At 44.5% G+C, this 23,443-nt stretch carries 28 protein-coding genes; 18 read left to right on the top strand and 10 right to left on the bottom strand.

Annotation, left to right across the window (positions count from 1 at the left end):
• Positions 1 to 8 precede the first annotated feature (8 nt).
• Positions 9 to 971, bottom strand: coding sequence for an inorganic phosphate transporter (locus THEPK_RS00160; protein WP_042696817.1), 963 nt, complete (start codon positions 969 to 971; stop codon positions 9 to 11).
• Positions 972 to 1,223: 252 nt separating this feature from the next.
• Between THEPK_RS00160 and THEPK_RS00155 the strand changes: the two genes are divergently transcribed.
• The 9 genes from THEPK_RS00155 (at position 1,224) to THEPK_RS00115 (ending at position 9,234) form a co-directional block, all read left to right on the top strand.
• On the top strand, positions 1,224 to 1,781 hold the full coding sequence (locus THEPK_RS00155) for a pyruvate/ketoisovalerate ferredoxin oxidoreductase subunit gamma (RefSeq protein ID WP_042697294.1): 558 nt from the start codon (positions 1,224 to 1,226) through the stop codon (positions 1,779 to 1,781).
• A gap of 38 nt (positions 1,782 to 1,819) precedes the next feature.
• Positions 1,820 to 2,137 (top strand): 3-methyl-2-oxobutanoate dehydrogenase subunit delta, encoded by a 318-nt coding sequence (locus THEPK_RS00150; protein WP_042696815.1) that lies wholly within the window; start codon positions 1,820 to 1,822, stop codon positions 2,135 to 2,137.
• Between the two features lie 9 nt (positions 2,138 to 2,146).
• A complete protein-coding gene (porA, locus tag THEPK_RS00145) occupies positions 2,147 to 3,328 on the top strand; it encodes a pyruvate ferredoxin oxidoreductase (RefSeq protein ID WP_042696813.1) in 1,182 nt (393 codons plus the stop codon).
• Positions 3,329 to 3,333: 5 nt separating this feature from the next.
• Positions 3,334 to 4,269: a 3-methyl-2-oxobutanoate dehydrogenase subunit beta gene (locus THEPK_RS00140; protein ID WP_042696809.1), complete on the top strand. Its 936-nt coding sequence runs from the start codon at positions 3,334 to 3,336 to the stop codon at positions 4,267 to 4,269.
• 63 nt (positions 4,270 to 4,332) lie between these two features.
• Positions 4,333 to 4,650, top strand: coding sequence for a pyruvate synthase subunit PorD (gene porD / locus THEPK_RS00135; RefSeq protein ID WP_004067080.1), 318 nt, complete (start codon positions 4,333 to 4,335; stop codon positions 4,648 to 4,650).
• Positions 4,651 to 4,660: 10 nt separating this feature from the next.
• On the top strand, positions 4,661 to 5,845 hold the full coding sequence (gene porA, locus THEPK_RS00130; RefSeq protein ID WP_042696807.1) for a pyruvate synthase subunit PorA: 1,185 nt from the start codon (positions 4,661 to 4,663) through the stop codon (positions 5,843 to 5,845).
• Positions 5,846 to 5,855: 10 nt separating this feature from the next.
• Positions 5,856 to 6,803: a pyruvate synthase subunit PorB gene (gene porB, locus THEPK_RS00125; RefSeq protein ID WP_042696802.1), complete on the top strand. Its 948-nt coding sequence runs from the start codon at positions 5,856 to 5,858 to the stop codon at positions 6,801 to 6,803.
• A gap of 100 nt (positions 6,804 to 6,903) precedes the next feature.
• Positions 6,904 to 7,785: an Mrp/NBP35 family ATP-binding protein gene (locus THEPK_RS00120; protein ID WP_042696799.1), complete on the top strand. Its 882-nt coding sequence runs from the start codon at positions 6,904 to 6,906 to the stop codon at positions 7,783 to 7,785.
• 111 nt (positions 7,786 to 7,896) lie between these two features.
• Positions 7,897 to 9,234 (top strand): hypothetical protein, encoded by a 1,338-nt coding sequence (locus THEPK_RS00115; protein WP_042696796.1) that lies wholly within the window; start codon positions 7,897 to 7,899, stop codon positions 9,232 to 9,234.
• On the opposite strand, the gene THEPK_RS00110 is transcribed toward THEPK_RS00115, so the two are convergent.
• The 3 genes from THEPK_RS00110 to THEPK_RS00100 form a co-directional block, all read right to left on the bottom strand.
• A complete protein-coding gene (locus tag THEPK_RS00110; protein ID WP_042696793.1) occupies positions 9,218 to 9,949 on the bottom strand; it encodes a DUF2110 family protein in 732 nt (243 codons plus the stop codon). The two genes, THEPK_RS00115 and THEPK_RS00110, sit on opposite strands and share 17 nt — an antisense overlap.
• 33 nt (positions 9,950 to 9,982) lie before the next feature.
• Positions 9,983 to 10,513 carry a transcription factor E gene (gene tfe, locus THEPK_RS00105; RefSeq protein WP_083965006.1) on the bottom strand — a complete coding sequence of 177 codons (531 nt, stop codon included), beginning with the start codon at positions 10,511 to 10,513 and terminating at the stop codon, positions 9,983 to 9,985.
• A gap of 131 nt (positions 10,514 to 10,644) precedes the next feature.
• Positions 10,645 to 10,926: a hypothetical protein gene (locus THEPK_RS00100; protein WP_004067064.1), complete on the bottom strand. Its 282-nt coding sequence runs from the start codon at positions 10,924 to 10,926 to the stop codon at positions 10,645 to 10,647.
• A gap of 147 nt (positions 10,927 to 11,073) precedes the next feature.
• Between THEPK_RS00100 and THEPK_RS00095 the strand changes: the two genes are divergently transcribed.
• The 3 genes from THEPK_RS00095 to THEPK_RS00085 are packed head-to-tail and all read left to right on the top strand — an operon-like array spanning position 11,074 to position 13,650.
• Positions 11,074 to 12,042, top strand: a complete 969-nt coding sequence (locus tag THEPK_RS00095; protein ID WP_042696787.1) for a daunorubicin resistance protein DrrA family ABC transporter ATP-binding protein — start codon at positions 11,074 to 11,076, stop codon at positions 12,040 to 12,042.
• Complete coding sequence (locus tag THEPK_RS00090; protein ID WP_083965005.1) at positions 12,039 to 12,842, top strand: ABC transporter permease; 804 nt, start codon at positions 12,039 to 12,041, stop codon at positions 12,840 to 12,842. Before THEPK_RS00095 ends, THEPK_RS00090 begins: the two co-directional genes overlap by 4 nt.
• Positions 12,829 to 13,650, top strand: a complete 822-nt coding sequence (locus THEPK_RS00085) for an ABC transporter permease (RefSeq protein WP_042696784.1) — start codon at positions 12,829 to 12,831, stop codon at positions 13,648 to 13,650. Before THEPK_RS00090 ends, THEPK_RS00085 begins: the two co-directional genes overlap by 14 nt.
• Here THEPK_RS00085 and THEPK_RS00080 read toward each other — a convergent pair.
• Both THEPK_RS00080 and THEPK_RS00075 read right to left on the bottom strand, forming a co-directional pair.
• The gene (locus THEPK_RS00080; protein WP_042696781.1) at positions 13,647 to 14,525 is read right to left on the bottom strand and encodes an ADP-dependent ribose-1-phosphate kinase; all 879 of its coding nucleotides are present in this window, start codon (positions 14,523 to 14,525) and stop codon (positions 13,647 to 13,649) included. The genes THEPK_RS00085 and THEPK_RS00080 overlap by 4 nt on opposite strands.
• A gap of 192 nt (positions 14,526 to 14,717) precedes the next feature.
• Complete coding sequence (locus tag THEPK_RS00075; RefSeq protein ID WP_198011264.1) at positions 14,718 to 15,065, bottom strand: carboxymuconolactone decarboxylase family protein; 348 nt, start codon at positions 15,063 to 15,065, stop codon at positions 14,718 to 14,720.
• Positions 15,066 to 15,220: 155 nt separating this feature from the next.
• Here THEPK_RS00075 and THEPK_RS00070 point away from each other — a divergent pair, with 155 nt between their 5' ends.
• The 3 genes from THEPK_RS00070 to THEPK_RS00060 are packed head-to-tail and all read left to right on the top strand — an operon-like array spanning position 15,221 to position 19,032.
• The gene (locus THEPK_RS00070) at positions 15,221 to 16,591 is read left to right on the top strand and encodes a TldD/PmbA family protein (RefSeq protein ID WP_042696778.1); all 1,371 of its coding nucleotides are present in this window, start codon (positions 15,221 to 15,223) and stop codon (positions 16,589 to 16,591) included.
• Between the two features lie 5 nt (positions 16,592 to 16,596).
• Positions 16,597 to 17,916 carry a TldD/PmbA family protein gene (locus THEPK_RS00065; RefSeq protein WP_042696777.1) on the top strand — a complete coding sequence of 440 codons (1,320 nt, stop codon included), beginning with the start codon at positions 16,597 to 16,599 and terminating at the stop codon, positions 17,914 to 17,916.
• Positions 17,917 to 17,967: 51 nt separating this feature from the next.
• The gene (locus THEPK_RS00060) at positions 17,968 to 19,032 is read left to right on the top strand and encodes a radical SAM protein (protein WP_042696774.1); all 1,065 of its coding nucleotides are present in this window, start codon (positions 17,968 to 17,970) and stop codon (positions 19,030 to 19,032) included.
• Here the strand turns inward: THEPK_RS00060 and THEPK_RS13495 are convergent.
• Both THEPK_RS13495 and THEPK_RS00055 read right to left on the bottom strand, forming a co-directional pair.
• Positions 19,027 to 19,323, bottom strand: a complete 297-nt coding sequence (locus THEPK_RS13495; protein ID WP_232194492.1) for a DUF835 domain-containing protein — start codon at positions 19,321 to 19,323, stop codon at positions 19,027 to 19,029. The two genes, THEPK_RS00060 and THEPK_RS13495, sit on opposite strands and share 6 nt — an antisense overlap.
• A 2-nt stretch (positions 19,324 to 19,325) precedes the next feature.
• Entirely contained in the window at positions 19,326 to 19,973 is a 648-nt protein-coding gene (locus THEPK_RS00055; protein WP_232194491.1) for a ferritin-like domain-containing protein, read from the bottom strand.
• A 90-nt stretch (positions 19,974 to 20,063) separates the two neighbouring features.
• Between THEPK_RS00055 and THEPK_RS00050 the strand changes: the two genes are divergently transcribed.
• On the top strand, positions 20,064 to 21,119 hold the full coding sequence (locus tag THEPK_RS00050; RefSeq protein WP_042696770.1) for an NOG1 family protein: 1,056 nt from the start codon (positions 20,064 to 20,066) through the stop codon (positions 21,117 to 21,119).
• Here THEPK_RS00050 and THEPK_RS00045 read toward each other — a convergent pair.
• Entirely contained in the window at positions 21,082 to 21,975 is an 894-nt protein-coding gene (locus THEPK_RS00045) for a zinc ribbon domain-containing protein (protein ID WP_042696764.1), read from the bottom strand. The genes THEPK_RS00050 and THEPK_RS00045 overlap by 38 nt on opposite strands.
• A gap of 62 nt (positions 21,976 to 22,037) precedes the next feature.
• Positions 22,038 to 22,430, bottom strand: a complete 393-nt coding sequence (locus THEPK_RS00040; RefSeq protein WP_042696762.1) for a 30S ribosomal protein S8e — start codon at positions 22,428 to 22,430, stop codon at positions 22,038 to 22,040.
• A 76-nt stretch (positions 22,431 to 22,506) separates the two neighbouring features.
• Here THEPK_RS00040 and THEPK_RS00035 point away from each other — a divergent pair, with 76 nt between their 5' ends.
• Together THEPK_RS00035 and THEPK_RS00030 are read left to right on the top strand one after the other, a co-directional pair.
• Positions 22,507 to 22,929: a hypothetical protein gene (locus tag THEPK_RS00035; protein ID WP_156882076.1), complete on the top strand. Its 423-nt coding sequence runs from the start codon at positions 22,507 to 22,509 to the stop codon at positions 22,927 to 22,929.
• A gap of 50 nt (positions 22,930 to 22,979) precedes the next feature.
• Positions 22,980 to 23,357, top strand: coding sequence for a hypothetical protein (locus THEPK_RS00030; RefSeq protein WP_042696758.1), 378 nt, complete (start codon positions 22,980 to 22,982; stop codon positions 23,355 to 23,357).
• The last annotated feature ends 86 nt before the right edge of the window (positions 23,358 to 23,443 follow it).

Genomic DNA, 23,443 nt, shown 5'->3' with positions numbered 1-23,443 from the left:
TTTCCCCTTTAAATCAACCCCGAGAGCTGGAAGAGCTTAAAGATTCCGAGTGCTAAGACTATACTGATTGTTGGCGTGGCAACCCACCCAAACACTATTTCCCCTACAACTTTTTTCCCCACTTTTCTTCCTGTTGCAAGCCCTACCCCGATGACTCCCCCAACTATGGCTTGACTTGAGCTAACAGGGAGTCCAAACATGTTTGCTAGGCTAACAGCTATGGCAGACCCGAATTGAGCCGAGAAAGCGGACAATGGGCCAAGAGATGTGATCTTTTTTCCCACGGTGTACATCACAGCGTAGCTGAAAGTTAAGGAGCCAATGGCCAGGCTTATAGCCCCAAACATCCCGGCGGCTTTTGGACTGAAGAAGCCAGCCCCAACAAGGAGTCCCGTTGCATTTGCCACCTCATTTGCCCCAAAGTTAAATGCCATGTACGAACCTCCAAGGACAGCAAGCCACTTGTAAAGAAGCTCAATTCTCCCAAAGCTCTTGATGTTATTCACCACTTGCCCATAAAACTTAAAGAGTATCAGAGCAAAAAGGGCTGCTAATATGGGAGAACACACCCAAGCTCCAGCTATTTTTATCAAAGTCCCCCAGTTTATCGGAGCTCTGATGGCTATTCCCACCCCGACTACTCCCCCAACTATCGCTTGAGTTGTTGATACGGGGAGCCCTTTTATTGTCGCTATTGTTACCCATATGCCAGCTGCAAGGAGGGCGATTATGGCAATATTGAGGGTAAGATACTCTGGAGGAACAATGCCTTTGCCTATTGTTTTCATGACTTTGTAACCCTTCAGGTAAGCCCCAAGCATGACGAATATCGCTATGGTTAATGTTGCCTGGTGGAAGCTTAGCAGTCCAGCCCCTACTGCAGTTCCCATTGCATTTGCGCTATCGTTGGCTCCTATGTTCCATGCTATGTAGAATGTAATTGCAATTGCCGCTATTACTATTGCCTCCATTGCCTTCACCATCTATATAGTCTATATAGTGGGGGAGAGCTTAAAAAAATTAACTCTTGTGCTTTCCTAGTTCCATGTTTTACAAACGTAAAGGCATTTTTTGTGTCTGCTGGTGTATTATATTATCCATTGAACATACTATCTGTTCATTTTTACTCAAAGACAGATGCCGAAAGGTGTTTCTTGCCATACCGAAAATTAAATAAAGGGACTGGGCAAAATAATACCGACAAAACTTGGGAGGAAGAGATGATGATAGAGATTCGTTTTCACGGTAGAGGTGGACAAGGTGCAGTTACAGCCGCAAACATTCTAGCCGAGGCAGCTTTCTTAGAAGGCAAGTACGTCCAGGCATTCCCGTTCTTTGGTGTTGAAAGAAGAGGTGCTCCAGTTACAGCCTTTACAAGAATTGACGAGAAGCCAATTAGAATTAAGACCCAGATTTATGAGCCAGATGTTGTAGTTGTCCTTGATCCCTCTCTCTTGGATACGGTTGATGTTACAGCCGGTCTTAAAGAGGGAGGAATGGTAATTGTAAACACCGAGAAAACCAGGGAGGAGATTCTCCAGAAGCTCAAGAAGAAGCCAGCCAAGCTTGCACTCGTTGACGCCACAACAATAGCCCTTGAAATTCTCGGCTTGCCGATTACAAACACTTCAATTCTCGGTGCTGTTGCAAAAGCAACAGGAATAGTTAAAATAGAGAGTGTCGAAGAGGCCATCAAGGATGCATTCTCCGGAGAACTTGGTGAAAAGAACGCCAGGGCTGCAAAGGAAGCCTTCGAGAAGACTGTTGTTTATGAGCTTTGATTTTTCCTTCCTTTAAAATTCATTTAGGGGTGAACGTCTTGAACACTTTATTCGGGGAGAAGAAGGCGAAAGCTGAAAAGATGGTATTTAATTCCGTTGAGGAATATCCAGAAGCACCAGTAACACTAGGGACAACACTATCAAACTTCACAGGCGACTGGAGAACTTTCATGCCGGTTATCGACGAGAGCAAGTGTATAAAGTGCTACATCTGCTGGAAGTTCTGTCCGGAGCCAGCAATATACATCAAAGAGGACGGCTATACTGCGGTGGACTATGACTACTGCAAGGGTTGTGGAGTCTGTGCAAACGAGTGCCCAACAAAGGCAATAAGCATGGTAAGAGAAGAGAAGTGAGGTGATAAAATGCCAAAGAAAGTTGTGAGTGGTAATTATGCAGCTGCTTATGCTGCCAAACATGCTAGAGTTGAGGTTGTAGCTGCTTATCCTATCACACCTCAGACCTCAATTATTGAGAAAATAGCCGAGTTCATTGCTAATGGGGAAGTTGAAAACCTCCAATATGTGCCCGTTGAGAGTGAGCACTCTGCTATGGCTGCCTGTATAGGTGCTTCAGCAACAGGGGCCAGGGCTTTTACCGCTACCTCTGCCCAGGGTCTGGCTTTAATGCATGAAATGCTCCACTGGGCGGCTGGGGCAAGGCTCCCAGTTGTCATGGTCGATGTTAACAGAGCCATGGCTCCTCCATGGAGCGTTTGGGATGATCAAACTGATTCCTTAGCCCAGAGAGACACCGGATGGCTTCAATTCTATGCCGAAAACAACCAAGAGGTTTATGATGGAGTATTGATGGCGTTTAAGATTGGTGAACATGAGAAGGTCAACCTTCCCGTAATGGTAGTTGAGAGTGCCTTCATCCTCAGTCACACTTACGATGTAGTTGACATGCCAGAGCAGGAGGAGATAGATGAGTTCCTCCCACCGAGGAAGCCACTGTACACATTGACAGACTTCGAGAACCCATTCTCCGTTGGCGCCTTAGGCACCCCAGCTGACTACTATGAGTTCAGGTACAAGATTGCAAAAGCCATGGAGGAAGCGAAGAAAGTCATCAAAGAAGTTGGAAAAGAGTTCGGCGAGCGCTTTGGCAGGGACTACAGCCAGATGATAGAGCTCTACAAGACCGATGATGCAGAGATAGTCTTCATGGGAATGGGCTCACTCATGGGAACCGTAAAAGAGGCAGTTGACATTCTCAGAAGTGAAGGTTACAAGGTCGGAGCAGCCAAGGTTAGGTGGTTCAGGCCGTTCCCAAGGGAAGAGCTCTACGAGTTGGCAAAGAACGTTGAAGGAATAGCGGTTCTCGACAGGAACTTCTCATTTGGACAGGAGGGAATTCTCTTCAACGAGGCTAAGGGTGTCCTTTACAACACTGATGCAAAGCCAATAATGAAGAACTACATCGTTGGACTTGGTGGAAGGGACATAACAGTGAACGATGTAAAGGCAATAGCCAAGAACATGAGAGAGATAATCCAAAAAGGCAAGCTCGATAGAGAAATCGAATGGTACCACTTGAAGAGGTGAAAAAGATGGAGCTTCCTGCTGATGTTAAGAAAAGATTAACCCTTCCCTTTGAGGAGCACTTTTATGCCGGACACACTGCTTGCCAGGGTTGTGGTGCAGCCTTGGGTTTGAGATACGTCCTTAAAGCCTATGGAGGAAAAGCAATATTTACAATCCCTGCTTGCTGTTCTACAATCATAGCCGGCCCATGGCCCTACACTGCTTTAAATGCTCCCCTCTTCCACACTGCATTTGAGACAACGGGTGCAGTAATAAGCGGTATTGAGGCGGCATTAAAGGCAAAGGGATACAAGGTAAAAGGCGAAGATGGAATAATGGTCGTTGGATGGGCAGGAGATGGCGGTACAGCTGACATCGGTCTTCAGGCCTTGAGCGGTTTCCTTGAGAGGGGACACGATGCCCTTTACATCATGTACGATAACGAGGCGTACATGAATACCGGTATCCAGAGGAGCTCATCCACCCCATACGGTGCCTGGACAACCAACACTCCCGGTGGAAAGAAGCACTTCCTTGAGCAGAGGCCAAAGAAGAAGGTTATTGACATTGTAATAGCACACAAGCCAGCTTACGCTGCTACAGCAAGCGTTGCTTATCCAGAAGACTTCATGAAAAAGCTCAAGAAGGCTCAAACAATTAAGGGGCCCGCTTTCATTCAGCTCTTCGCACCATGTCCAACCGGATGGAGAGCTCCAACCGACAAGACAATAGAACTTGCCCGCTTAGCTGTTCAGACTGCATACTTCCCGCTCTTTGAATACGAGAACGGAAAGTACAAGATAAACATGCCTTCACCAAACAAAGAGCCAAAGCCCCTTGAAGAGTACCTCAAGCTCCAGGGAAGATTTAAGTACATGACAAAGGAGGACATAGAGATACTCCAAGAATGGGTGCTCAAGGAATGGGAAGAGCTCAAGAAGAAGGCTGAGCTCTTCGGTTGATTTTTATTATTTATTTGCGAAAAGTTTAAAGAAAAAGGGGATAACTCACTCGGGGTGATATATATGGCGGAAAGTCCTTTCAAGGCCGATATTGAAAGAGTCCAAAAGGAATATAGCGAAAAAATGACACCCGGTGCAATAGTTTACATTCCCGGAAGTAGCGTCGTTAACAAGACCGGCGGTTGGAGAGTTTTCATGCCAAAGTTTAACAAAGATAAGTGCGTCAGATGTTTCATGTGCTACACACTCTGCCCAGAGCCTGCAATTTATCTCGACGAAGAAAGCTACCCGGTGTTTGATTACGACTATTGTAAGGGCTGTGGAATCTGTGCAAATGAATGCCCAACCAAAGCAATTGAAATGGTTAGAGAAAGCAAATGAGGTGGTATAAATGCCAATGAGAAAGGTTATGAAGGGTAATGAAGCCGCTGCTTGGGCAGCTAAACTTGCAAAGCCAAAGGTTGTGGCTGCATTCCCAATTACACCATCAACTCTCGTTCCCGAAAAGATTAGTGAATTCGTCGCCGATGGAGAAATGGATGCCGAGTTCATAAAAGTTGAGAGCGAGCACTCAGCAATTTCTGCATGTGTTGGTGCCTCTGCTGCAGGAGTTAGAACCTTTACAGCAACTGCTTCCCAAGGTTTGGCTTTGATGCATGAGGTTCTCTTCATAGCTGCAGGAATGAGGCTCCCAATTGTTATGGCAATTGGTAATAGAGCCCTCTCAGCCCCAATTAACATCTGGAACGACTGGCAGGACACGATAAGTGAGAGAGATACTGGCTGGATGCAGTTCTATGCGGAAAACAACCAAGAGGCACTTGACTTGATATTAATCGCCTTTAAGGTTGCAGAAGATGAACGCGTTTTGCTCCCAGCAATGGTTGGATTCGATGCGTTCATATTGACCCACACAGTAGAGCCAGTTGAGATCCCAGATCAAGAGGTAGTTGACGAGTTCCTTGGGGAGTACGTTCCAAAGCACGCTTACCTTGATCCGGCCAGACCAATTACTCAGGGCGCCCTTGGATTCCCGGCTCACTACATGGAGGCAAGATACACAGTTTGGGAGGCTATGGAAAACGCGAGAAAAGTTATCAAGGAAGCCTTTGACGAGTTCGAGAAGAAGTTCGGTAGAAGGTATCACATGATTGAGGAATACAAGACAGACGATGCCGAGATAATTCTCCTCACCATGGGTTCACTTGCCGGAACACTCAAAGAATTCGTTGACAAGAAGAGGGAAGAGGGCATAAAGATCGGAGCAGCAAAGATGACGGTTTACAGACCATTCCCAATTGAGGAACTCAGAGCTTTGGCAAAGAAGGCAAAGGTTCTCGCAATTCTTGAGAAAGACATCAGCTTTGGAATTGGCGGTGCGGTCTTTGCAGACACCAGCAGGGCACTCATAAATGAGAAAGAGAAGCCGATAATGCTTGACTTCATAATCGGCCTCGGTGGAAGAGACGTCACATTCGAGAACCTTGAGGAAGCCGTTGAAATATCAAAGAAAGCCCTTGAAGGAGAGAAGGTTGAAGAGGTCAACTGGATAGGATTGAGGAAGGAGATTTTGTGAGGTGATTATGATGGCAGTTAGAAAGCCCCCTATCACAACTCGCGAATACTGGGCACCTGGTCACGCTGCATGTGCCGGTTGTGGGCCGGCTATAGTCATGAAGCTCGCCACAAAGGCATTTAGTGAGGCAATGGAGGAGAAGTATGGAGACCCCAACGCATTTGCAATAGCTCACGCTACTGGATGTATGGAAGTTGTCTCTGGTGTATTCCCCTACACCGCTTGGAAAGCCCCATGGATTCACGTAGCTTTTGAAAACGCTGGTGCTGTAGCCAGCGGTATTGAAGCTGCATGGAAGAAGCTTGGTAGAAAAGGAAAAATCCTTGCCATCGGTGGAGACGGTGGTACAGCTGACATTGGTCTCCAAGCACTCTCTGGAATGCTTGAGAGAAGGCACAACGTGGTCTACCTCATGTACGATAACGAGGCTTACATGAATACTGGTATCCAGAGGAGCTCATCCACCCCATATGGAGCATGGACAACTACCTCACCTCCAGGGAAGTACTCAATCGGTGAGGACAAGCCGAAGAAGTGGGTGGCATTAATAGCCGCAGCTCACCAAGTTCCCTATGTTGCTACTGCCAGCATTGGAGACCCATACGACTTCTACAGGAAGATGAAGAAGGCAGCTAGTGTTGATGGGCCAGCGTTTGTTCAGGTCTTGGCACCATGTGTTCCCGGATGGAGGATTCCACCGGAGAAGACAGTTGAAGTGGCCAAGCTAGCGATTGAAACAGGTCTTTGGCCACTATTTGAGATTGAGAACGGAGACTTCCACAACATAAAGTTCCAGAGATTCCCCAAGGACGGAAAGTTCAAGAAGCCAATTGAAGACTACCTTAGGTTGCAAGGAAGATTTAAGCACCTCTTCAAGAGACCCGAAGCGATACAGGAGCTCAAGAACCAGATAAAGGAGCTATGGAGAATCCTTGGCAAAGAAGTCGAACTTCCATGAATTTTCCCCTTTTTTGTTACCCATTTTTGTGTAATATTGTGTATTTTGTGAGCAAAACTTATAAGCATTTTTAGACTAGCCTAAACCAGAGGTGATAGTAATGACAATAAAAACTCCACCCAATTTTAACGTGCCCGGATTGGGTGTTGATCCTCTCACCCAGAGGATAAAGGAAAAAGAGAAGCAGTGGAAATACAAGGTAGCGGTCTTAAGTGGAAAAGGAGGCGTTGGAAAATCTACAGTCGCAGTAAACCTAGCGACGGCCCTTGCAAAGCAGGGCTATTTTGTGGGCATTTTGGATGCAGATGTACATGGCCCAAACGTGGCAAAAATGCTCGGTGTTGAAAAGGCGGAGGTTCTGGCAGAGAAGTTTGAGGACGGACATTTTGAAATGATACCCCCAATGAATGACTTCTCAGGCCAGACAACCCCAATTAAGGTCATGAGTATGGGGCTCATGGTTCCCGAAGACCAGCCAATAATATGGAGGGGCTCTCTAGTTACAAAGGCCATTAAACAACTCCTTGGCGATGTGAAGTGGGGAAGCCTGGACTTTATGATCGTGGACTTTCCTCCGGGAACTGGAGATCAAATCTTAACCGTTACCCAAACAATCCAGCTCGATGCTGCTATAATAGTCACCACCCCTCAAGAGGTGGCTTTGCTTGATACGGGTAAAGCGGTAAATATGATGAAGCAGATGAACGTTCCTTACATAGCGGTCATTGAGAACATGAGCTATCTAATATGCCCCCATTGTGGAAACAAAATAGATCTCTTTGGAGAGGGCGGCGGAGAAAAGTTAGCAAAGAAGGAAGGGGTTGACTTTCTTGGAAAAGTTCCCATAGATTTGAAGGCTAGAGAAGCAAGCGACAACGGTATACCCATAGTCCTCTATGAAGACACCCCTGCGGCAAAAGCATTTATGGAAATAACCCAAAAACTTGTTACAAAACTGGAAGAGTTGAAGAAAAAAGAGTAAAGCTTAAATCTCTTTTGAATTATTATCTATCGATGCGCGGCTGAGATCGGCATGGGCCGAAACCATGATGCCGCGCTGGACCTGGCTACATAATTTTATCCGGTGGAGGAAATGAAGAAATTTTTAATCATGATGCTCCTCTTTATGGTTCCTCTAGCTTCTGCATCCCAGTTAGAGTTCTATCCCGATGAAAATGCCTTTGAAAAGTTTTTATCTGATGGAAAGACATATTATGTGATCACCGGGGAGAGTGCCTATTCTAAAGCATGGGGATGGTACGTTGATGAAAAGCTTTCTCGGTTTAAAGATAAGGGGGATGAAGTTCTGGTTCTTGTTGGGAATGTGTACGACAATCCAGAGATGAAAAAGCTCTGGAATTTAACGGGATTGCCTCCGGAGGCTTCTTTGAAACCATCCGTTATAGTTCTCAACAACTTCGTGTTCCTCACGGGAGATGAGAATAACATATATCTCATAGAAAAGGCATTTTCACAGCATTACAGATTCAGAAACACAGAGGAATATGCTCTCTTATTGGTGGGTGTTCTCTTATCGCTTTTCTTTGCGTTTTTGTTCTCCAGGCATGGGACGTATACTCACTTTTTCTACCTTCTTGTGATGTCTCTCTTTGCACTCTGGATTTCAAACTCGATGCCCTTTACTATTGGCGAAGACTTCCTTAGAAATACCTTTCAAAGTGCCCTGCTAGGGAATAAAGACTCGCTTCTATCCTTTGTTCTCAATTCCTATTTCCAAGTCTACTCTCCGACGGAAGAAGCCCTTCTTGTTCTTCATTTATTTATCCTCTTCTTCACGTCCACTTTGATATTTTTTACAGCTCCGAAGCCATATAGGGAGCTCGGCTTTCTAGTTTTTGGACTTACGTTTGCGTCTCCCTCTTTTAGGGCCTCTATTACAGATCTTTCCACAAGTATCAGCGTGTTCCTCTTAGTCCTTGTTGCGGTGCTTACACTAAATGCAAAATTCACGGAAGAAAGCCCTAAGGTTATAGGGCACGTCTTTCTCCTCTCACTTATAGTTGCGGCGGGCAGTTTGGTGTGGCCTTATCTGATTGTTTTCCCATTTTTCACGTTTTTTGTCTTTCCAACAAAGTCTATAAGAAATTCCATTTACGTTGGTCTGAGCATTACCTTCTTTATTTTGGGAATAAATGTTTTTTCAATTCCAACTATTTCCCTATCTTTTGATCCTAGCTCTCTTCTCGTCTTTTTGAGGGAGGGCATTCTTCAACTGATTTTAATATCTTATCTGTTGTTTAACTTCAGAAGATCGGTATTAAATATGAGAGTGGGAAAGGCATTGTTCTTCTGGCTTCTAGTTGTCTTTATTCCGTTATTAGCTTACTCTTCTCAGCTCTTCCCAATGGTTCAGTACATCTCTTCAGCTCTTGCGGTTAGACTGATATGTGAGCTCACTCTTCAAACTTAATTGCCCCAAACACCGCGGCTTTTAGATGGGGTCCTATCTCTTTAATAATTCCGGGGGCTTGTGTGCCCTTTTTAAGAACTAAAAGAGTTTCCATAAGTCCAAGCTCTTCGAGTCTTTTTACATCTCTTGAATGTCCTGTTTTTATTAGTGCTTCTTCGACCTTTTCACTTATTGTGCCGGCAACGAATATCTTGTCGTATCCATCGGTTGTCCACTTTTCTATTTGTTTTAGCTGTCTTTCGCTGAATTTTCCTTCCATCTCTCTAGCCCCAAACTCCACTTTTGTGATTTCTAATTCTACCGGCAAATGGTCTATCCAGCCAAACTCTCTTATGAGCTGTCTAGCCGGCTTGTCTCCAAAGGTGGACTTGAGATAATAAAGGGGGATCAAAACATCCTTTGGGGTCGGAGAGAATACTCCGATGTCAACGTAGACTCCATAACCCACTTTTCCAAGGTCAATAAACCTTCCCCTGTATGTTTTCCCTTCCTTTACCTTGCTTAGCTTATATGGAACTTCTCCAAACTCCTCTCGTATGAGGTTTGCAGAAACTTCTTCGTCTTCTCCTTCGAGGGATATTTTAGCCCATTGTTTTTGAGTGATCCCTATCTTCCACGAAACTTCCAGATCTCCAATAAGAGATTTAAGCTTTTTATTGAGCTTTTCAAAGCCACTCCTATCGCCATATATCTTCTCAAGAATAACAATCTCCATCTTATCATCCCCGCAGTTCATTAAAGTTAAAAATCACGCCTTTATTCCCAGTTCCTTTTCAAGCTTCTTGATTTTTTCTTGGAGCTCTTTAACTATTTCACTGTTGTCGTACTGCATAAGCATTTCACCGCACAGAGGGCATCTGAACTCATACTCCATTGCCTCATCAAAAGTCAGTCTTGGATGACCGGGAGTTCCGCAGTGGTAGTAGACTTCTTTAGTTTCCTCCTCAAGCATCTCTTTTAATCTTTTGAGCTCCTGCATTTTTCTTGCTCTTATGATTTCCGGCAATCTTTTTGTTTCGAGGCGCCAGTAATAGTAGTACCATCCTGTATCTTTGTCCCTAACCCTTCTGAATTCTGCAAGCTGATTGTCGTAGAGGGCGTATAAGATTTTTCTGACGGTATTTACTCTAATTCCAGTCATCTCCGCTATCTCTTCATCGGTTGCCTCCTTCTTCTTTTCGAGAGCCTTGATTACCTCAATCGCCTCTTCTCCGCCTATCTCCTCTGCGAATTTCAGGAGTTCTTTGTTTTTTCTTCTGGCCATAAGTAAGACCTCCAAGTCTTTGGATTTTATCTTAAAAATTGATTTTGTAAAACGCTTTATGAACCCACTAATTATATATCTGGACTTTATAGTATATATAGGTTTTTGTCGAAAAAAGAAGCTTAATGTACAAAAAAGGGCTTCAACTATTCGCTAAAATACTCATCAACAAGCTCCTTTGCAGAGGGCTTATAGAGTTCAAGAATTTGGATGTCTTCTATGACATTCCCTTCTCTAAGCTTCAGCTTAACCTTGCCACCATAAACCTGAAGATCAAGAAGCCCGTATATTGCATCTTCAGCCTCTAGAGGGGTTTTGAACTTCATTATATACTCGCCACTCTCGTCTATGAGCTTTACCCAGTATTCGTTTTTCCTCTTAAAAGGCCGGGTAACTTTCGGCTTGAATTTCTCAATTGTTATTTCCAATGAAGTCACCTCCATGATACAGTTGCCCCTTAAGCCTTTTGTAGTCTTTTTTATGGTTTATCTTTGTTACCATTTTTAAGCCTTTGCATGTTAAAAACCACTATCTTTATGTATCCTGATCAGCATGAGTATCTTAGGGGAACAGGTATGTATGCAGTTGAGGTCTTTGATTTGAAGAAGAGGTATCCTAAAAAGATTCCTCTCCCGTTAAGAAAGGTAGAATGGGTTGAGGCGGTTAAAGGCATCAGCTTTAAGGTTAAAAAGGGCGAACTTTTTGGCCTTCTTGGGCCCAATGGGGCTGGAAAGACCACTACAATAAAAATGCTGACCACTTTGCTTGAGCCTACCGGGGGAGAGGCGAAAATCTTGGGATACAATATAAGGAAAGACGCGAGGGAAATTAGAAAAAGAATAAACCTCGTGGCAGAGGGAGAGAGAACTCTTTACTGGCGTTTGAGTGCGTACGAAAACCTGAAATATTTTGCGAGGATTTATTATGTGCCCAAGAAGGAGGAAAAAGAAAGAATTGAAAGGCTTCTCAAACTGGTTGGACTGTGGGAGAGGAAAGATGATCTGGTCATGAACTACTCTAGGGGGATGAAGCAGAGGCTGGCTATAGCAAAGGCTTTGATAAACGACCCGGAAGTCCTGTTTTTGGATGAACCTACCCTAGGCTTAGATGTGCAGAGCTCTATATTCGTTAGGGAATTTATAAGGAAGCTTGTTGACGAGAAAGGAAAAACCGTCCTCCTAACGACCCACTACATGGTCGAGGCGGAGCAGCTCTGTGATAGGATAGCCATAATAGACCACGGTAAGATTATAGCCCTCGATACTCCGGATGGGCTTAAAAAACTTGTTAAAGACGAAGATGCCGTGGAGATACGCCTCAAATGGGAGGGTACTTTTGATAGCTTACCTTGGAGAATGGCAGTTGTAGATGAGGATTCCGAAAGGGGAATTATAACCTTAAGAGGCCAGGTGGATGAGGAAGAGCTTCCCAAGGTGGTCGAATGGCTCGTAAAGAACGGGGCGAAGATAATAAGCGTAGAGCAGAAGGAACCAACCCTTGAGGACGTTTTTATAAAGCTCACCGGAAGGGGGTTGAGGGATTGATATTACCTGCTGTAATAGAGAAAGAATTTAGGATGTTTTTCAGGTATCCTTTGAGGGTAATAAGCTCTATTCTCGTTGGTTTAGTTTTTCTTCTTCAGTTCGTCTTCTTCGGACAGGCGGTTCTTGGGGGGAGGTATTCACAGCTTTTGGCGAGTTCTACGGGCATGGGGGATTATCCAACATACGCTTTGATAGGCTACGTCTTGTGGTGGGTTTCAGTTTCGCCGATGGAAGCTTACGTATGGGGGGTGAGGAGGGAGCTCCAGAGGGGAACCTTCGAAATGAACATTCTCTCTCCGGCTAGGATTTTAGAGCTCCTCTCCGGATTGGCTGTTAGCTGGCTTTTAATGGATTCTGCCCTCATGGGAATCGTCTTCCTAATTGGCGCCCTGATATTTGATATCCCCCTAACGTTCACGATAATTCTGAAGTCTATTCCAATTATTCTGGCATCTCTCTTAGCTTTTTTAGGATTTGGGTTTATCTTTGCCGGACTTGTGATGCTTCTAAAGAACATAGGGCCTTTTGCTCAGATATTTGAGTTCGGAATGCTCTTTTTCTCCGGCGTCTTCTTTCCCCTTAGTGTGATGCCCAAATGGCTGGTTTCCTTCTCTAAGTTGTTTCCACTTACCCATGCTGCCTCCGCTGTTAGGGCAATCTTCGTTGGAAAAACCTATGCAGAAATACAGGGGGAAATAGTGTGGCTTCTCTTTTTAATTCCCCTCTACTGGATGATTGGATATCTAATTTTCAAATGGGCGGAAAAGATAACCCGGGTGGTTGGCTATGGGGGTTACTAACGAGCTCAGAGCGCTTTACGGTGTTGCAGTTAAGAGCTGGAGAATCTTCTTGAGTTACAGGGTGTGGTTTATCAGCGATGTCATGTTTGGATTTTTCTTCGTTGGTCAGGCTCTGCTGATAGGAATGGGCCTCACAGGCGAGAGAAATTCCCCCGCACTTCAGCAGCTTACTGGATACTCAGACTACGTAACTTTTGCAGTCTTGGGATTTATGGTACTGGGCTTTGGCTTGACTTTTCTAAGCGGCTTTGTGTGGAGCGTTGTTGATGAGCTCTACGCCGGCACTCTCGAGTACTCCTTTGCGGCCCCAATAAGGAGGCTGACGTTTTTCCTGGGCAACGTTCTTACCAGAATTTTCTTGTCACTAATCTACATGGCTATATACGTTCCCCTTTTTGTAGTGCTATTTGACATTCAATTCAACCCCTTTAATTTCATTAAAGCCCTTCCAGTGTTGTTTGTGGGTACGGTAGGAATGATAGGGATGGGAATGGCCGCCGCGGGCATTGTTCTTTATTTAAAAGACCCGGGCCCGTTCATAACGATTCTTGAAATGCTGGTCTTTGCGTTAAGCGGTGCTATGTATCCAATTTCAATCCTGCCCAAGGGACTCCAGATAATGGCGAAAATCCTCCCCTATGCCCCAACCAGTGAAGCCGTAAGAAAAGTTGTTGCCTACGGCTACGAAAAAGCCGTGGGAGAGATTTCCTATCTTGTGGGTCTCTCTTTAATCTATGCCATTTTGGGATATTTGGGATACAAATGGAGTGAAAAGCAGGCAAGAACAGTTGGCTTGAAGAGCTACTAAAAGGGCAGTCCTGGGTTCAGCTCTTTTGATATTTTTTTAATTTCCTCCAATGGGATAATTGCGCTTCTGGCACCAACTTTCTGCACCGTTAGATATGCAAGTAAAGTTCCGAGCTTTGCTGCATCTTCAAGTTTCCACCCTTTGAGAACTCCATAGACGAATCCAGCATCAAAGGCATCCCCGGCTCCGGTAGAATCTACTACCTCGGCACTTAAGCCTCTAACTTCAAAGACATCTCCATTCTCGTCTCTAATCATTGCTCCACCGCCGTTTAATGTTATGATAACGTTTTTGGCTTTGACATCATGAACCCTATCCAGGCTTCCATATTTTCGTTTGAACTCGTCCTCGTTCATCAGCAGGTAGGTTATTTTGTCCTCGACAGATTCTGGAACTTCTGCCTCACCTATGTCCAGCGAAATGGAAATTCCTTTCTCGAAGGCAAAGTTAGCAGTCTTTTCAATGAGCTCTTTTGGATTTGATGACATGTGGATGTGTCGGGCTTTTGAAAGGTACTCAAAATCGACATCTCTGTATGCGTTAGCGCCGAGGTGCTTTACTATCCTCTTGTCTTCTCCTTTTATCAGAGATATGGCTATTCCAGAGTGCTCATTGACAACTTTAATACCTCCTACATCCACACCGATTTTCTTAAAGTAGTTTATGTGTGCCTCTCCAATCTCATCGTTACCGACTGCGCCGATGAAGCCCACCTTAACTCCCATATGGGCTAACCAAGAAGCGGTATTGCCTGCAGCACCACCCAATCCAAAGTGGGCACTCTTGGCGATTATCTTCTCATGAAACTCGGGAAACCTATCTAAAAGGAGAGTTATATCGTAGTTGAGGTTGCCTATTGCAACTACGTCAAACATTTTCCCACCTCCAGTTCTCTTCATTGTACTTTCACTTTATTTCGCAAAATTTATACCTTTTTCTTTTTTTCATAGAATTCGTGATAACAATATGAAATGCCAGTCTGAGTTCACAATACTTCCCCACGCCACCCAGAAGGGAAAATGGAGAATAAGCGGCGCGAAAAGATTTTTTGAACTTATTTGAGGAGTTCATTCCTTGAGGAATTCTTTTGCTATTTCATATGCCTTTACAGCGTACATTAAGGCAGGTCCCCCACCCATTACTACAGCAACTTTCAGTGTGTCGAGAATTTCTTCTTTAGTTGCCCCAGCATTGATAGCGGCTTCACAGTGCCAGAGAATACAGGGCTCGCAGCGTATGACCACCGCTATAGCTAAAGAAATGAGTTCTTTTGTTTTTGTGTCGAGAGCATTTGGGCTCTCGGCAGTGTGGACGTATTCAATAAACTTGGAGAGTTCTGGAGCAGATTCGACGAGTTCACCAGTCTTTCTTTTTACGTTTTCCAAAGTCGATTTCCAATTTTTCTCAGCAGCCACGAGTTACCACCATCAGTATTTACAATTTTTGTAATATTTAAATTTTGCTTCATCCGTGCCCACATATGTACACTCTGACTCAAGATAATGCTTTTATACGATGGTAACATTAATTTAAATGATTATCTAAGCCTTTAGATTGTGGGTGATATGCAATGGAAGATAGATTAGAAAAAGCCCTTAACTGGGCCCTTGAAAACTTCAAAGCGGACTACATAGAGATTCGCTATGAAAACATCAGCAAGAACACTCTGGAGCTCAAGGATGGAACTTTTACGACTTTTGCGGACAAGGGGCAGATGGGAGTTGCCATCAGGGTTCTTGCAGATGGAGCTTGGGGATTTTCCTCAACAAACAGACTTGAAAACCTTGAAAAAGCCATAGAAAGTGCATACAGACTTGCAAAGGCAACGGCAAAGGCTAAAAAGGAGAAAATCCAGCTTGCGGAGATAAAGACATATCAGGACTTCGTGAAAAGCAAGATGAAAATAAAGCCCAAAGAAGTTCCAATAGAGGAAAAGGTAGAGAGATTAATGGATCTGGAGTCTCTTCTCAAAGAGGACGGGGCTATAAAGTCAACGTGGCTTCGCTACGAAGATGCAAGCGGGGAAAAGATTCTCATAACAAACGAGGGCACAAAAATAAAGTGGGATTTGAACTACGTATGGCAGTACGTCTGGGCAACTGGCAAAGAAGGGGAAAAGCTTGCCGCTGCAAGAGATGAGGTTGGGGCAGTTGACTATGGCTGGGAGCTGTTTAAGGAGAAGGAGCCAAACGAGGAAGTAGCAAAGAGAGTTATCAGAAAAGTTCATGCCCAGCTGGGGGGTGTTGCACCAAAGCGTGGAGAGTTCCCAATAGTTGCTGGCCCGATAGTGGTGGGACTTATAGCTCACGAAGCCCTCGGACACCTTGCGGAGGCGGATTTGACGATAAACTCGCCCTTCAAAGATTTGATCGGAAAGCAGATTGCTCCCGAATACGTTACAATGAGCGAGCGCATAGTGGAGGGCGGTTTTGGAAACGACCGCTATGACGACGAAGGCGTTCCAGTCAAAGACATTCACATAATTGAAAACGGAGTCTTGAAGGAGATAATGCTCAACAGGGAATATGCCCACAAGTGGAACATGGAGCCAAACGGCCACGCGAGGGCTGAAAACTACACCTATCCACCGATAATAAGAATGCGCAACACAATCTTTGAGCCGGGAGATTGGAATTTCGAGGAGATGATAGAGGACATCAAGTTTGGCTATTATGTAGTTGATTTCAGAGGAGGTCAGGCACAGCTCAACTCAGCTTTCCAGGTGGGAGTTCAAGAAGGGTACATGATAGAGAACGGTGAAATAACGAAGCCCATAAGAGACACTTCCATAAGTGGAATTGCCATCGAAGCCTTGAAGAAGATAAGTGCCGTAGGAAATGACTTTGGTCTCGAAATGGGGAGATGTGGAAAAGGGCAAACTGCTTTTGTTAGCTCTGGTGGTCCGCACATGCGCTTTGACGGAGGAATAATAATCGGGTGATAAAGATGGAAGAGCTTATCCGTTTTGGGGAAAAATTCTTTGATGAGCTTGAAATTGCCATGTACAAGAGCAGGGAGGCAGGTGTTCAAATTGAGCTCAACGAAGTTTCCACTTCATCCTTGAGGGAGAGAGTTGTTACCGTTGTTAGGGGTGTTAAGGACAAGAGACTTGGAGTTGCAATAGTCGATAGCGGAGATAAAGAGAAAATCAAAGAAGCCATAGAGAGGGCATACAAGCTTGCAAAGCTCAACAAGCCCGATGAGAAGTGGGTCTCATTTCCCGAGCCCGGAAAATACAGAGAGCCGAGAAAAGTTGATAAAGAACTTAAAGAAGCTTCTCCAGACTACTTCGTGGAGCTCGCGAGAGAAGGCATTGGAATGGCATCGGAAGAGGGAATTATCGTTGCAGGTGGCGGTGGAGGAGCAGAGTGGGGAGAAAGCCTGATAGTGAATTCTCACGGCGTTAACGTATCTCAGGAAGGAGGAGGAGCGTTCTTTTACATCGAGCTCGTTGGGATGAAGGAAGGAAAAGTAACCCCCGGCATTTTTGACTTCGATGCAAAGCTTTCCCTCAAGCTTGATGTAGAAAGCGTTGTTAAAAACGCCCTGCAAAAAGTTAAGTGGGCATTTAAAACTGAAAAAAGCAAGACAGAGGAGGCGAAAGTAGTAATTGAACCATGGGCAGTTTCGAGCCTCTTATCCTATGCGTTCTTTCCGGCATTCAGCGGAGAGAGACTTGTTAAGGGCACAACACCTCTGGCCAACAAAATAGGGGAAAGCATCTCAAACGAGCTACTCACGATATGCGACGATCCCCTCCATGAGCTCAGCATAAACCCGGTTATAGCGGACGATGAAGGCGTTCCAACGAGAAGAAATGTAATAGTGGAGAAAGGAGTTTTTAAAGGCTTTGTATGGGACAACTACTGGGCAAAAATCCACGGGGTTGAAAGCACAGGAAATGGAAAGCGGAACCTTTCTACCGGGGGCATAAGCATAGGGTTCCACAACGTTGTAATCGAAGGGGGTAAGAAGAGCCTTGAGGAGATTATCGGAGAGATAGAGCACGGCTACCTTGTGAGCGGTTTCCAGGGGGCTCACTCAAGCAACCCGGACAATGGAAACTTCGCAGTTGTGGCTAATCCGGCTTTCCTGATTGAAAACGGGGAGGTAAAAGGCTCTGCAGTGTTCATGATGAGCGGCAACGTTTACGAATTGCTACCAAACCTCTACGCGGTAAGCAGGGAGCAAAAGGTATTGCCCTTCGGAGGCAGCATGGTTGTGCCTGCTATGGCCTTCGATAACGTTAGAATAGCGGGAAAGTAGGATAATTTATCCACCTAATCCTTTTTAAACTCTCTTTTTGATTTTCCCCACATGTATGAGCTGACGGAGGATTACAAGCTTAGAAAGATTACCAAATACGAACTCGACATGGTAGATGAGAGAGAAGACCTGTTGATAATTCCCCCATCTTCTAAGGCCGGTCCATGCGGCAATGATTGCGTTTTCTGCTACCTTATGCAGAATCCTCCGCAAATGATATACAGAGTTTCCAAACACGACACCCTCAACGACCCGGAGCTTGAAGATAGAATAGCCTATGCAAGAAAGCACTACGACCTGTGGATACGGGTCACAGATACGAGTGCAAACGTCCGATTTGACGAAAAGAGAATTGAAAGCCTTCACTCAGCCGGGTTGGATGAGATTCAAATCTCCCTTCACACAACGAAGAAGGACGTGAGGATTAAGCTTATGAAGAACAAAAACGCTGGGAAGGTCATTGACCTTTTGCCAAAGGTCGTGGAGAAGTTTAGGGTAATAGCAGATATAATACTGACTCCGGGCTATAATGTTTCTGATATAGGGGAAATTTTGGAGGATCTGGACAGCTTTGGTGTTCATGAGGTTAGACTCTTCCCAATTGGGGTTACAAAATACTCAAGAACGCGGGCTTTAACGAGAGAGGAGCTTCTATTTGTTAAAAACGTCGCCCTTGAGAAGCAGAAAGAGCTGAGCCTGAAGGTGGTCATTCCACCGATATTCCAGGCTCTGCTTGGCGAGTTCAAAATCCCACTGGAGCCCTTTGACATTGAGCCATCTTTACCAACTTACATTCTCACCGGGGAGCTCGCTTATCCAGAGATAAAACGCCTCTTTCCAAAAATTAATGTAATCATGGTCAAGAACGAGTTCTTTGGGGGGAACATAGGCACTGCTGGGTTGTTGACTGCTCACGATGTCCTTAGAGAAGTTGAGAAGCTCCCAGAAGTTGATTTAGGGCTGCTTCTCCTCCCGGAGGTCATGTTCTATGGGGACTCAACTTTAGACGGCTGGAAAAGGGAAGAGCTCTTCAACAAAATTTTGGTGGAAAAGGGCTACATGGTCGAAACAGCCCTAGAACCCCAGGAGATTCCCAAAATAATTGAAAGGCTATGAAATGTAGTTGAACTCGGATTCCAGTATTTTCCATTCTTTATCTTCAAATGCTCCTCTGCTCCCAGATAGAACGAGGTAGCATCTGTTTAACACTGCTTCATCTTTGAGCTTCGATAAGTTTGTGTAGAACTCTTCAAAGTCATCTGCCGCTATTCTGAGTATTTCTAGATTTTCAATTAAAATCGCGAGATTTTTCTCTTTTGGAATTTCATCTAGAGAGTCCAGCAATGCCCGCGGGGAGATGCATCCATGACACGTTTTGGACGTTACCCAGAAAGCGGATACTTCCATTTTCATCCACTTTTTGACTTCCTCCGGGGGATCCCTTGAAAAATAATCCCCTTTCTGCCGTCTAAAACTTCCATAAAGAAGTATCTAGCTTTTGTTTTGTCATCGAAGAGATATCCTCCCGGAGAGAAATCCTTAAACTCAAAATTTTGCTGATGAATGGTAACAAAAAGCTCGTAGGCTTTCTTGATTCTTTCATAGTGCTCTTCTTCAAAAGTCGCCAGCTGCAGGGCAAGGGCTTTAACGTCCTCATCTTCCGCCTTTTGAGCGAGCAGCTCATAGGCTTTCTTCGCAAAGAGCTCACTTTCCATGCAGTACTCAAGAGCTTTCAGGTAATCATCTACAGTTTCAAATTTAGGGTAGAATGGAAGTACTTCAACGGGAGGGGCTTCCACTTTAACTGGCTCTTCACCGGGATAAAGCTTTTTAAAAAGATTGTAAAGCTTGTTTCTGTGTTCTTCACTCTCTTCGCTCATCTGAATGAATAAAATCCTAATACTCTCTCTTTTGGCCTTTTTAGAAAGCTCAGCATAATATTTAGCTTCTTCCTCTTCGTTGAAAATAGCGTAGCTTAGAATCTCTTTTGGGGACTTTTTCTCAAGTGAACTAACGACCTTTTCAAGGTAACTATCAAGAACAGTTTCTTCGCGCATTTCTATCCCTCTTAAAAAATTTAATCAACATCTTTAAAAACCTATTGAGAAAGTCACTAAAGGCGAGAAAAATAGGAAAGGTGAGAGAGTATGAAAAACCCGTTTGAAAAGATGCCAACTATACTTCTTGCGGATGAGATCATTGACAAGGCTTTTAGGCGAGCTGAGAAAGCTGCCTCTGCCTTTAATCCGAGAGGGAGCGAGGTTAGTAAAGCGAGGCAGAGAGAGGAGCTTAGAATAAGGACAGTATCCAACGTCATTAGGGACAACTTGAAGAAGATTCTCGACAGGACTCCGGGAGCTTCAACACTGCCTCCCTTTTATCAGGAGCTTCTTGACACGCTGGTTGATAAGAAAACCTTTCATAAGGCTCTTGCCTCAATAAACTGGGCAATAAAGACCATAAGAACACTCGAAGAGAGATATGTGGAGAAGATTAGGTACTCCAGAGACCCGAAGGAAATTGCGCAGCTGAGAAGGCAATTTTATGGAAGAGTTGCGAGCGTTATAAAGGACATAGCCGACAATCTCGAGTACCTGAACAAAGCGAGGGATGTTCTCAAAGATATGCCCGTAATTGACCTCAGCTTTCCCACTATCGTGATAGCCGGTCATCCAAACGTTGGAAAGTCCACACTGCTTAGAAAACTCACAAACGCCAAGCCTGAAGTGGCGAGTTATCCTTTCACGACGAAGGGTATAAACGTTGGGCAGTTCGAGGAGCACTGGATGAAGTATCAGGTTATAGACACACCCGGTCTCCTAGATAGACCATTAAGCGAGAGAAATGAAATCGAAAAACAGGCAATCTTAGCATTGAAGCACCTTGGCAAGCTGATAATTTACATCTTTGATCCGAGCGAATACTGTGGCTTCCCAGTAGAGGAGCAGATGCACCTTTTTGAGGAAATCTATAAGGAATTTGGAGAGTTCCCGTTCATAGTCGTGCTTAACAAGATAGACATTGCTGATGAAGAAAAGATAAAGAAGATCGAAGAATTCCTCAGGGCTAAGGGGATTGAACCATTGAAAATCTCTGCCGAGAAGGGAATTGGAATAGAAAAGCTAAAAGAAAGAGTTATAGAAATATTAAAGCCGGATATGGAAGCTATTGCCCGCAGTACGGGCAAAATTGAAGGTGAATAGGCTTTAGAGCTCCGCAGTGCTCGCACTTTTCTTTTAGCTTTGCTCCACAGTTGGGGCAGTGCAGGTAATCATCCTTTACTGGAAAGCCGCAGCTGTAGCATTTGTTTTGGGCAATTCTTCTTTTATAAACCCTTTCAGGTTTGAAGTATTCCTTTCTCACATAATAGAGGGCTAAAAGAGTCGCAAGTGCTCCAAAAAGACTCAGGCCTATGAGGTGGATGGTGTCCCATATTGCAGAGAGCAGAAGGTAGATCAGCAACAGCGAAGAGTACGCTATTAGAGAGGAAGTGTAGATGTTTTTGTACCTCCGGAGGAGCAAAAGTGATACGACAAAAACTGGTAGGACAAATAAGAGCTTTAGAGCCAGAACCTTAAGCTTGTAGGCGTTGTAGGCCTTTGTGTATTCTTCATTTGCCTTCTGCATGAGCTCCTGGATTTTTGAGTTGAGCTCTTCAAGTTTTTCATGCGTCTGTTCATAGGCGCTTTTTGCTCCGAGATACTGGAAGTAGGATTTCTCATACTCTTCTTTGGCTTTCAGGTATTCCCTCTTCAGTTCCTCTGTTGCGTTTCCGCTCTCAAGTGCAACTCTGTATTCCTCTCTTTTGAAGAGGTAAACTCTCTCAGCCTCGGTTAGATTGCTCTCTGCCTTTTGATATACCTCGAATAATTGCCTTTCAAGTTCCATCAGGCGGCTTTGGTTCTCAAGAAGGGGTCTTATCCCATATTTTTCTTGGTAATATTCATAATTCGGTCTTTGGGGAACATTCTCAAGTTCCCTGAGAACGTTTATGCTCGCCAGAAGGAGAAAAGCAACAAATAAACTTGCAAGTATCTTTTCAATACGTGAATATTCCATTACTTACACCAGAATGAAATAGGAGACTAAAGTATATAAAAGTTCGCAGAAAAGGGAAGAATTCAGGCATTTTCTTCCTTAATAAGAACTGCGTTTACAACGCCATCTTGTCCTGGTCTTGAAGTAACGATTGCCTTTCCAATCTCTGTCTGGATTATTGCACCCTTTGTGATGATGTTCCTTCTTATGTATTGCCTGTTAGCTGGGTTCTCAACTACGCTGATTATCTTTACCTTTTTACCCTTTCCGTTTTCGAAAACGTTTGCGTAGAGTGCCTTTACGAGCCTGACCTTCCTGTTGCCACCGTATGTTCTGATTATCTTCCTTTCCTCGTTGTCCTCAACTACTCTTGTAAATGCTGGCTCTCTTCCGAGCTCCCTTTTTCTCTTCTTTCTTGCGAATATGATTCTTCCACCTGAAGGCTTTTTGAGTGATCTTCCCTGCCAGATAGCCATAACTCTCACCTCATGATGATCTTAACCCTATGGGCATTTTAGAGATTTACTTATAAATCTTTTCCCGCCCAAGGGCGTGTTTATAGTAACCTTTATTAGGGTTTTTGCTGAATTCTTTCGGGTGGTTGTCGTGATCCCCAGATGGGATCACAGACTCAAAGACCCTGAAAGCGTGGCATTCGCAATTCTTGACGTTTTAGCAGACTTCGAATCAGAAGGAAAGCTGAAGAACCTGCCAAAATCCAAAAAATTTCCAGTAAAAACAATACTGGCAATACTCCTCTTTAAACAATACTACAACCTACCCCTCAGAGACGCCCAGCACTACGGCAGAAAATTCTTCGGAGCAAACATTCACTACTCAACCCTCCACAACTGGGAGAAAAAGCTGAACCTCGAAGAACTGACAAACCACCTCCTGAAAAAACTCCAGAAATTACCCTACGCCAGCACTCAAGCAGACTCAACCATTATTACAAATAAAAAAAGGGCAGGATAGAAGTTCAGGCAATAACGAGAATCCTGCCGGGTTTACTGTATCCGGTTGCTGTGAAGATCACAACTTCTGAGAACGAGCTGATTGAACTCCTGCCGGGGGGTTCTGGGAATTTTTATGCTGATGGGGCTTATGATTCAAAGAAAGTTCTGAACACTGTGGTGGAAAAGGGTTATCGGCCGATTGTTAAGAAAACTAAGAACGCTCCAGGTGGTTTTGGTAGTAAGAAGAGAGACAGAGTGTTTTCTGAAGAAGAGTACAGGCATAGGAATCCTCATGAGGGGTTCTGGGGTGCGTTTACAACGTGGTTTGGCAGTAGGATCCCCTGTTTTCTGAAAAAGACTACTGTAACCCGAATCCTGCTTGGGGTAATGTGTTATGGTCTGAAAATCCTCCTCAGAGTCAAATACTGTTTAAATAACAGGGGGTGAAACTAAACACGCCCTCCCGCCCAAACCCTTAAAACTATGCCCTCCTTATTTCCATTGGTGATGATAATGGGGGCTGTAGATGCTTT

The sequence above is a fragment of the Thermococcus sp. PK genome, assembly GCF_000430485.1.
In the GTDB taxonomy this organism is placed as follows: domain Archaea; phylum Methanobacteriota_B; class Thermococci; order Thermococcales; family Thermococcaceae; genus Thermococcus_A; species Thermococcus_A bergensis.
Note: the sequence above shows the minus strand (reverse complement) of the source record. Positions and strands in the feature narration are given on the sequence as shown.

What these genes read in the sequence shown, in the direction of transcription:
- THEPK_RS00085 (WP_042696784.1), top strand. Translation starts at nt 12,829, where the DNA reads ATGGGGGTTACTAACGAGCTCAGAGCGCTTTACGGTGTTGCAGTTAAG.
- THEPK_RS00110 (WP_042696793.1), bottom strand. Translation starts at nt 9,949, where the DNA reads ATGGAGATTGTTATTCTTGAGAAGATATATGGCGATAGGAGTGGCTTT.
- porD (WP_004067080.1), top strand. Translation starts at nt 4,333, where the DNA reads ATGGCGGAAAGTCCTTTCAAGGCCGATATTGAAAGAGTCCAAAAGGAA.
- THEPK_RS00095 (WP_042696787.1), top strand. Translation starts at nt 11,074, where the DNA reads ATGTATGCAGTTGAGGTCTTTGATTTGAAGAAGAGGTATCCTAAAAAG.
- porA (WP_042696813.1), top strand. Translation starts at nt 2,147, where the DNA reads ATGCCAAAGAAAGTTGTGAGTGGTAATTATGCAGCTGCTTATGCTGCC.
- THEPK_RS00155 (WP_042697294.1), top strand. Translation starts at nt 1,224, where the DNA reads ATGATAGAGATTCGTTTTCACGGTAGAGGTGGACAAGGTGCAGTTACA.
- THEPK_RS00140 (WP_042696809.1), top strand. Translation starts at nt 3,334, where the DNA reads ATGGAGCTTCCTGCTGATGTTAAGAAAAGATTAACCCTTCCCTTTGAG.
- THEPK_RS00070 (WP_042696778.1), top strand. Translation starts at nt 15,221, where the DNA reads ATGGAAGATAGATTAGAAAAAGCCCTTAACTGGGCCCTTGAAAACTTC.
- THEPK_RS00115 (WP_042696796.1), top strand. Translation starts at nt 7,897, where the DNA reads ATGAAGAAATTTTTAATCATGATGCTCCTCTTTATGGTTCCTCTAGCT.
- THEPK_RS00065 (WP_042696777.1), top strand. Translation starts at nt 16,597, where the DNA reads ATGGAAGAGCTTATCCGTTTTGGGGAAAAATTCTTTGATGAGCTTGAA.
- THEPK_RS00080 (WP_042696781.1), bottom strand. Translation starts at nt 14,525, where the DNA reads ATGTTTGACGTAGTTGCAATAGGCAACCTCAACTACGATATAACTCTC.
- THEPK_RS13495 (WP_232194492.1), bottom strand. Translation starts at nt 19,323, where the DNA reads ATGGAAGTATCCGCTTTCTGGGTAACGTCCAAAACGTGTCATGGATGC.
- THEPK_RS00050 (WP_042696770.1), top strand. Translation starts at nt 20,064, where the DNA reads ATGAAAAACCCGTTTGAAAAGATGCCAACTATACTTCTTGCGGATGAG.
- THEPK_RS00040 (WP_042696762.1), bottom strand. Translation starts at nt 22,430, where the DNA reads ATGGCTATCTGGCAGGGAAGATCACTCAAAAAGCCTTCAGGTGGAAGA.
- THEPK_RS00045 (WP_042696764.1), bottom strand. Translation starts at nt 21,975, where the DNA reads ATGGAATATTCACGTATTGAAAAGATACTTGCAAGTTTATTTGTTGCT.
- THEPK_RS00160 (WP_042696817.1), bottom strand. Translation starts at nt 971, where the DNA reads ATGGAGGCAATAGTAATAGCGGCAATTGCAATTACATTCTACATAGCA.
- porA (WP_042696807.1), top strand. Translation starts at nt 4,661, where the DNA reads ATGCCAATGAGAAAGGTTATGAAGGGTAATGAAGCCGCTGCTTGGGCA.
- THEPK_RS00120 (WP_042696799.1), top strand. Translation starts at nt 6,904, where the DNA reads ATGACAATAAAAACTCCACCCAATTTTAACGTGCCCGGATTGGGTGTT.
- porB (WP_042696802.1), top strand. Translation starts at nt 5,856, where the DNA reads ATGGCAGTTAGAAAGCCCCCTATCACAACTCGCGAATACTGGGCACCT.
- THEPK_RS00060 (WP_042696774.1), top strand. Translation starts at nt 17,968, where the DNA reads ATGTATGAGCTGACGGAGGATTACAAGCTTAGAAAGATTACCAAATAC.
- THEPK_RS00055 (WP_232194491.1), bottom strand. Translation starts at nt 19,973, where the DNA reads ATGCGCGAAGAAACTGTTCTTGATAGTTACCTTGAAAAGGTCGTTAGT.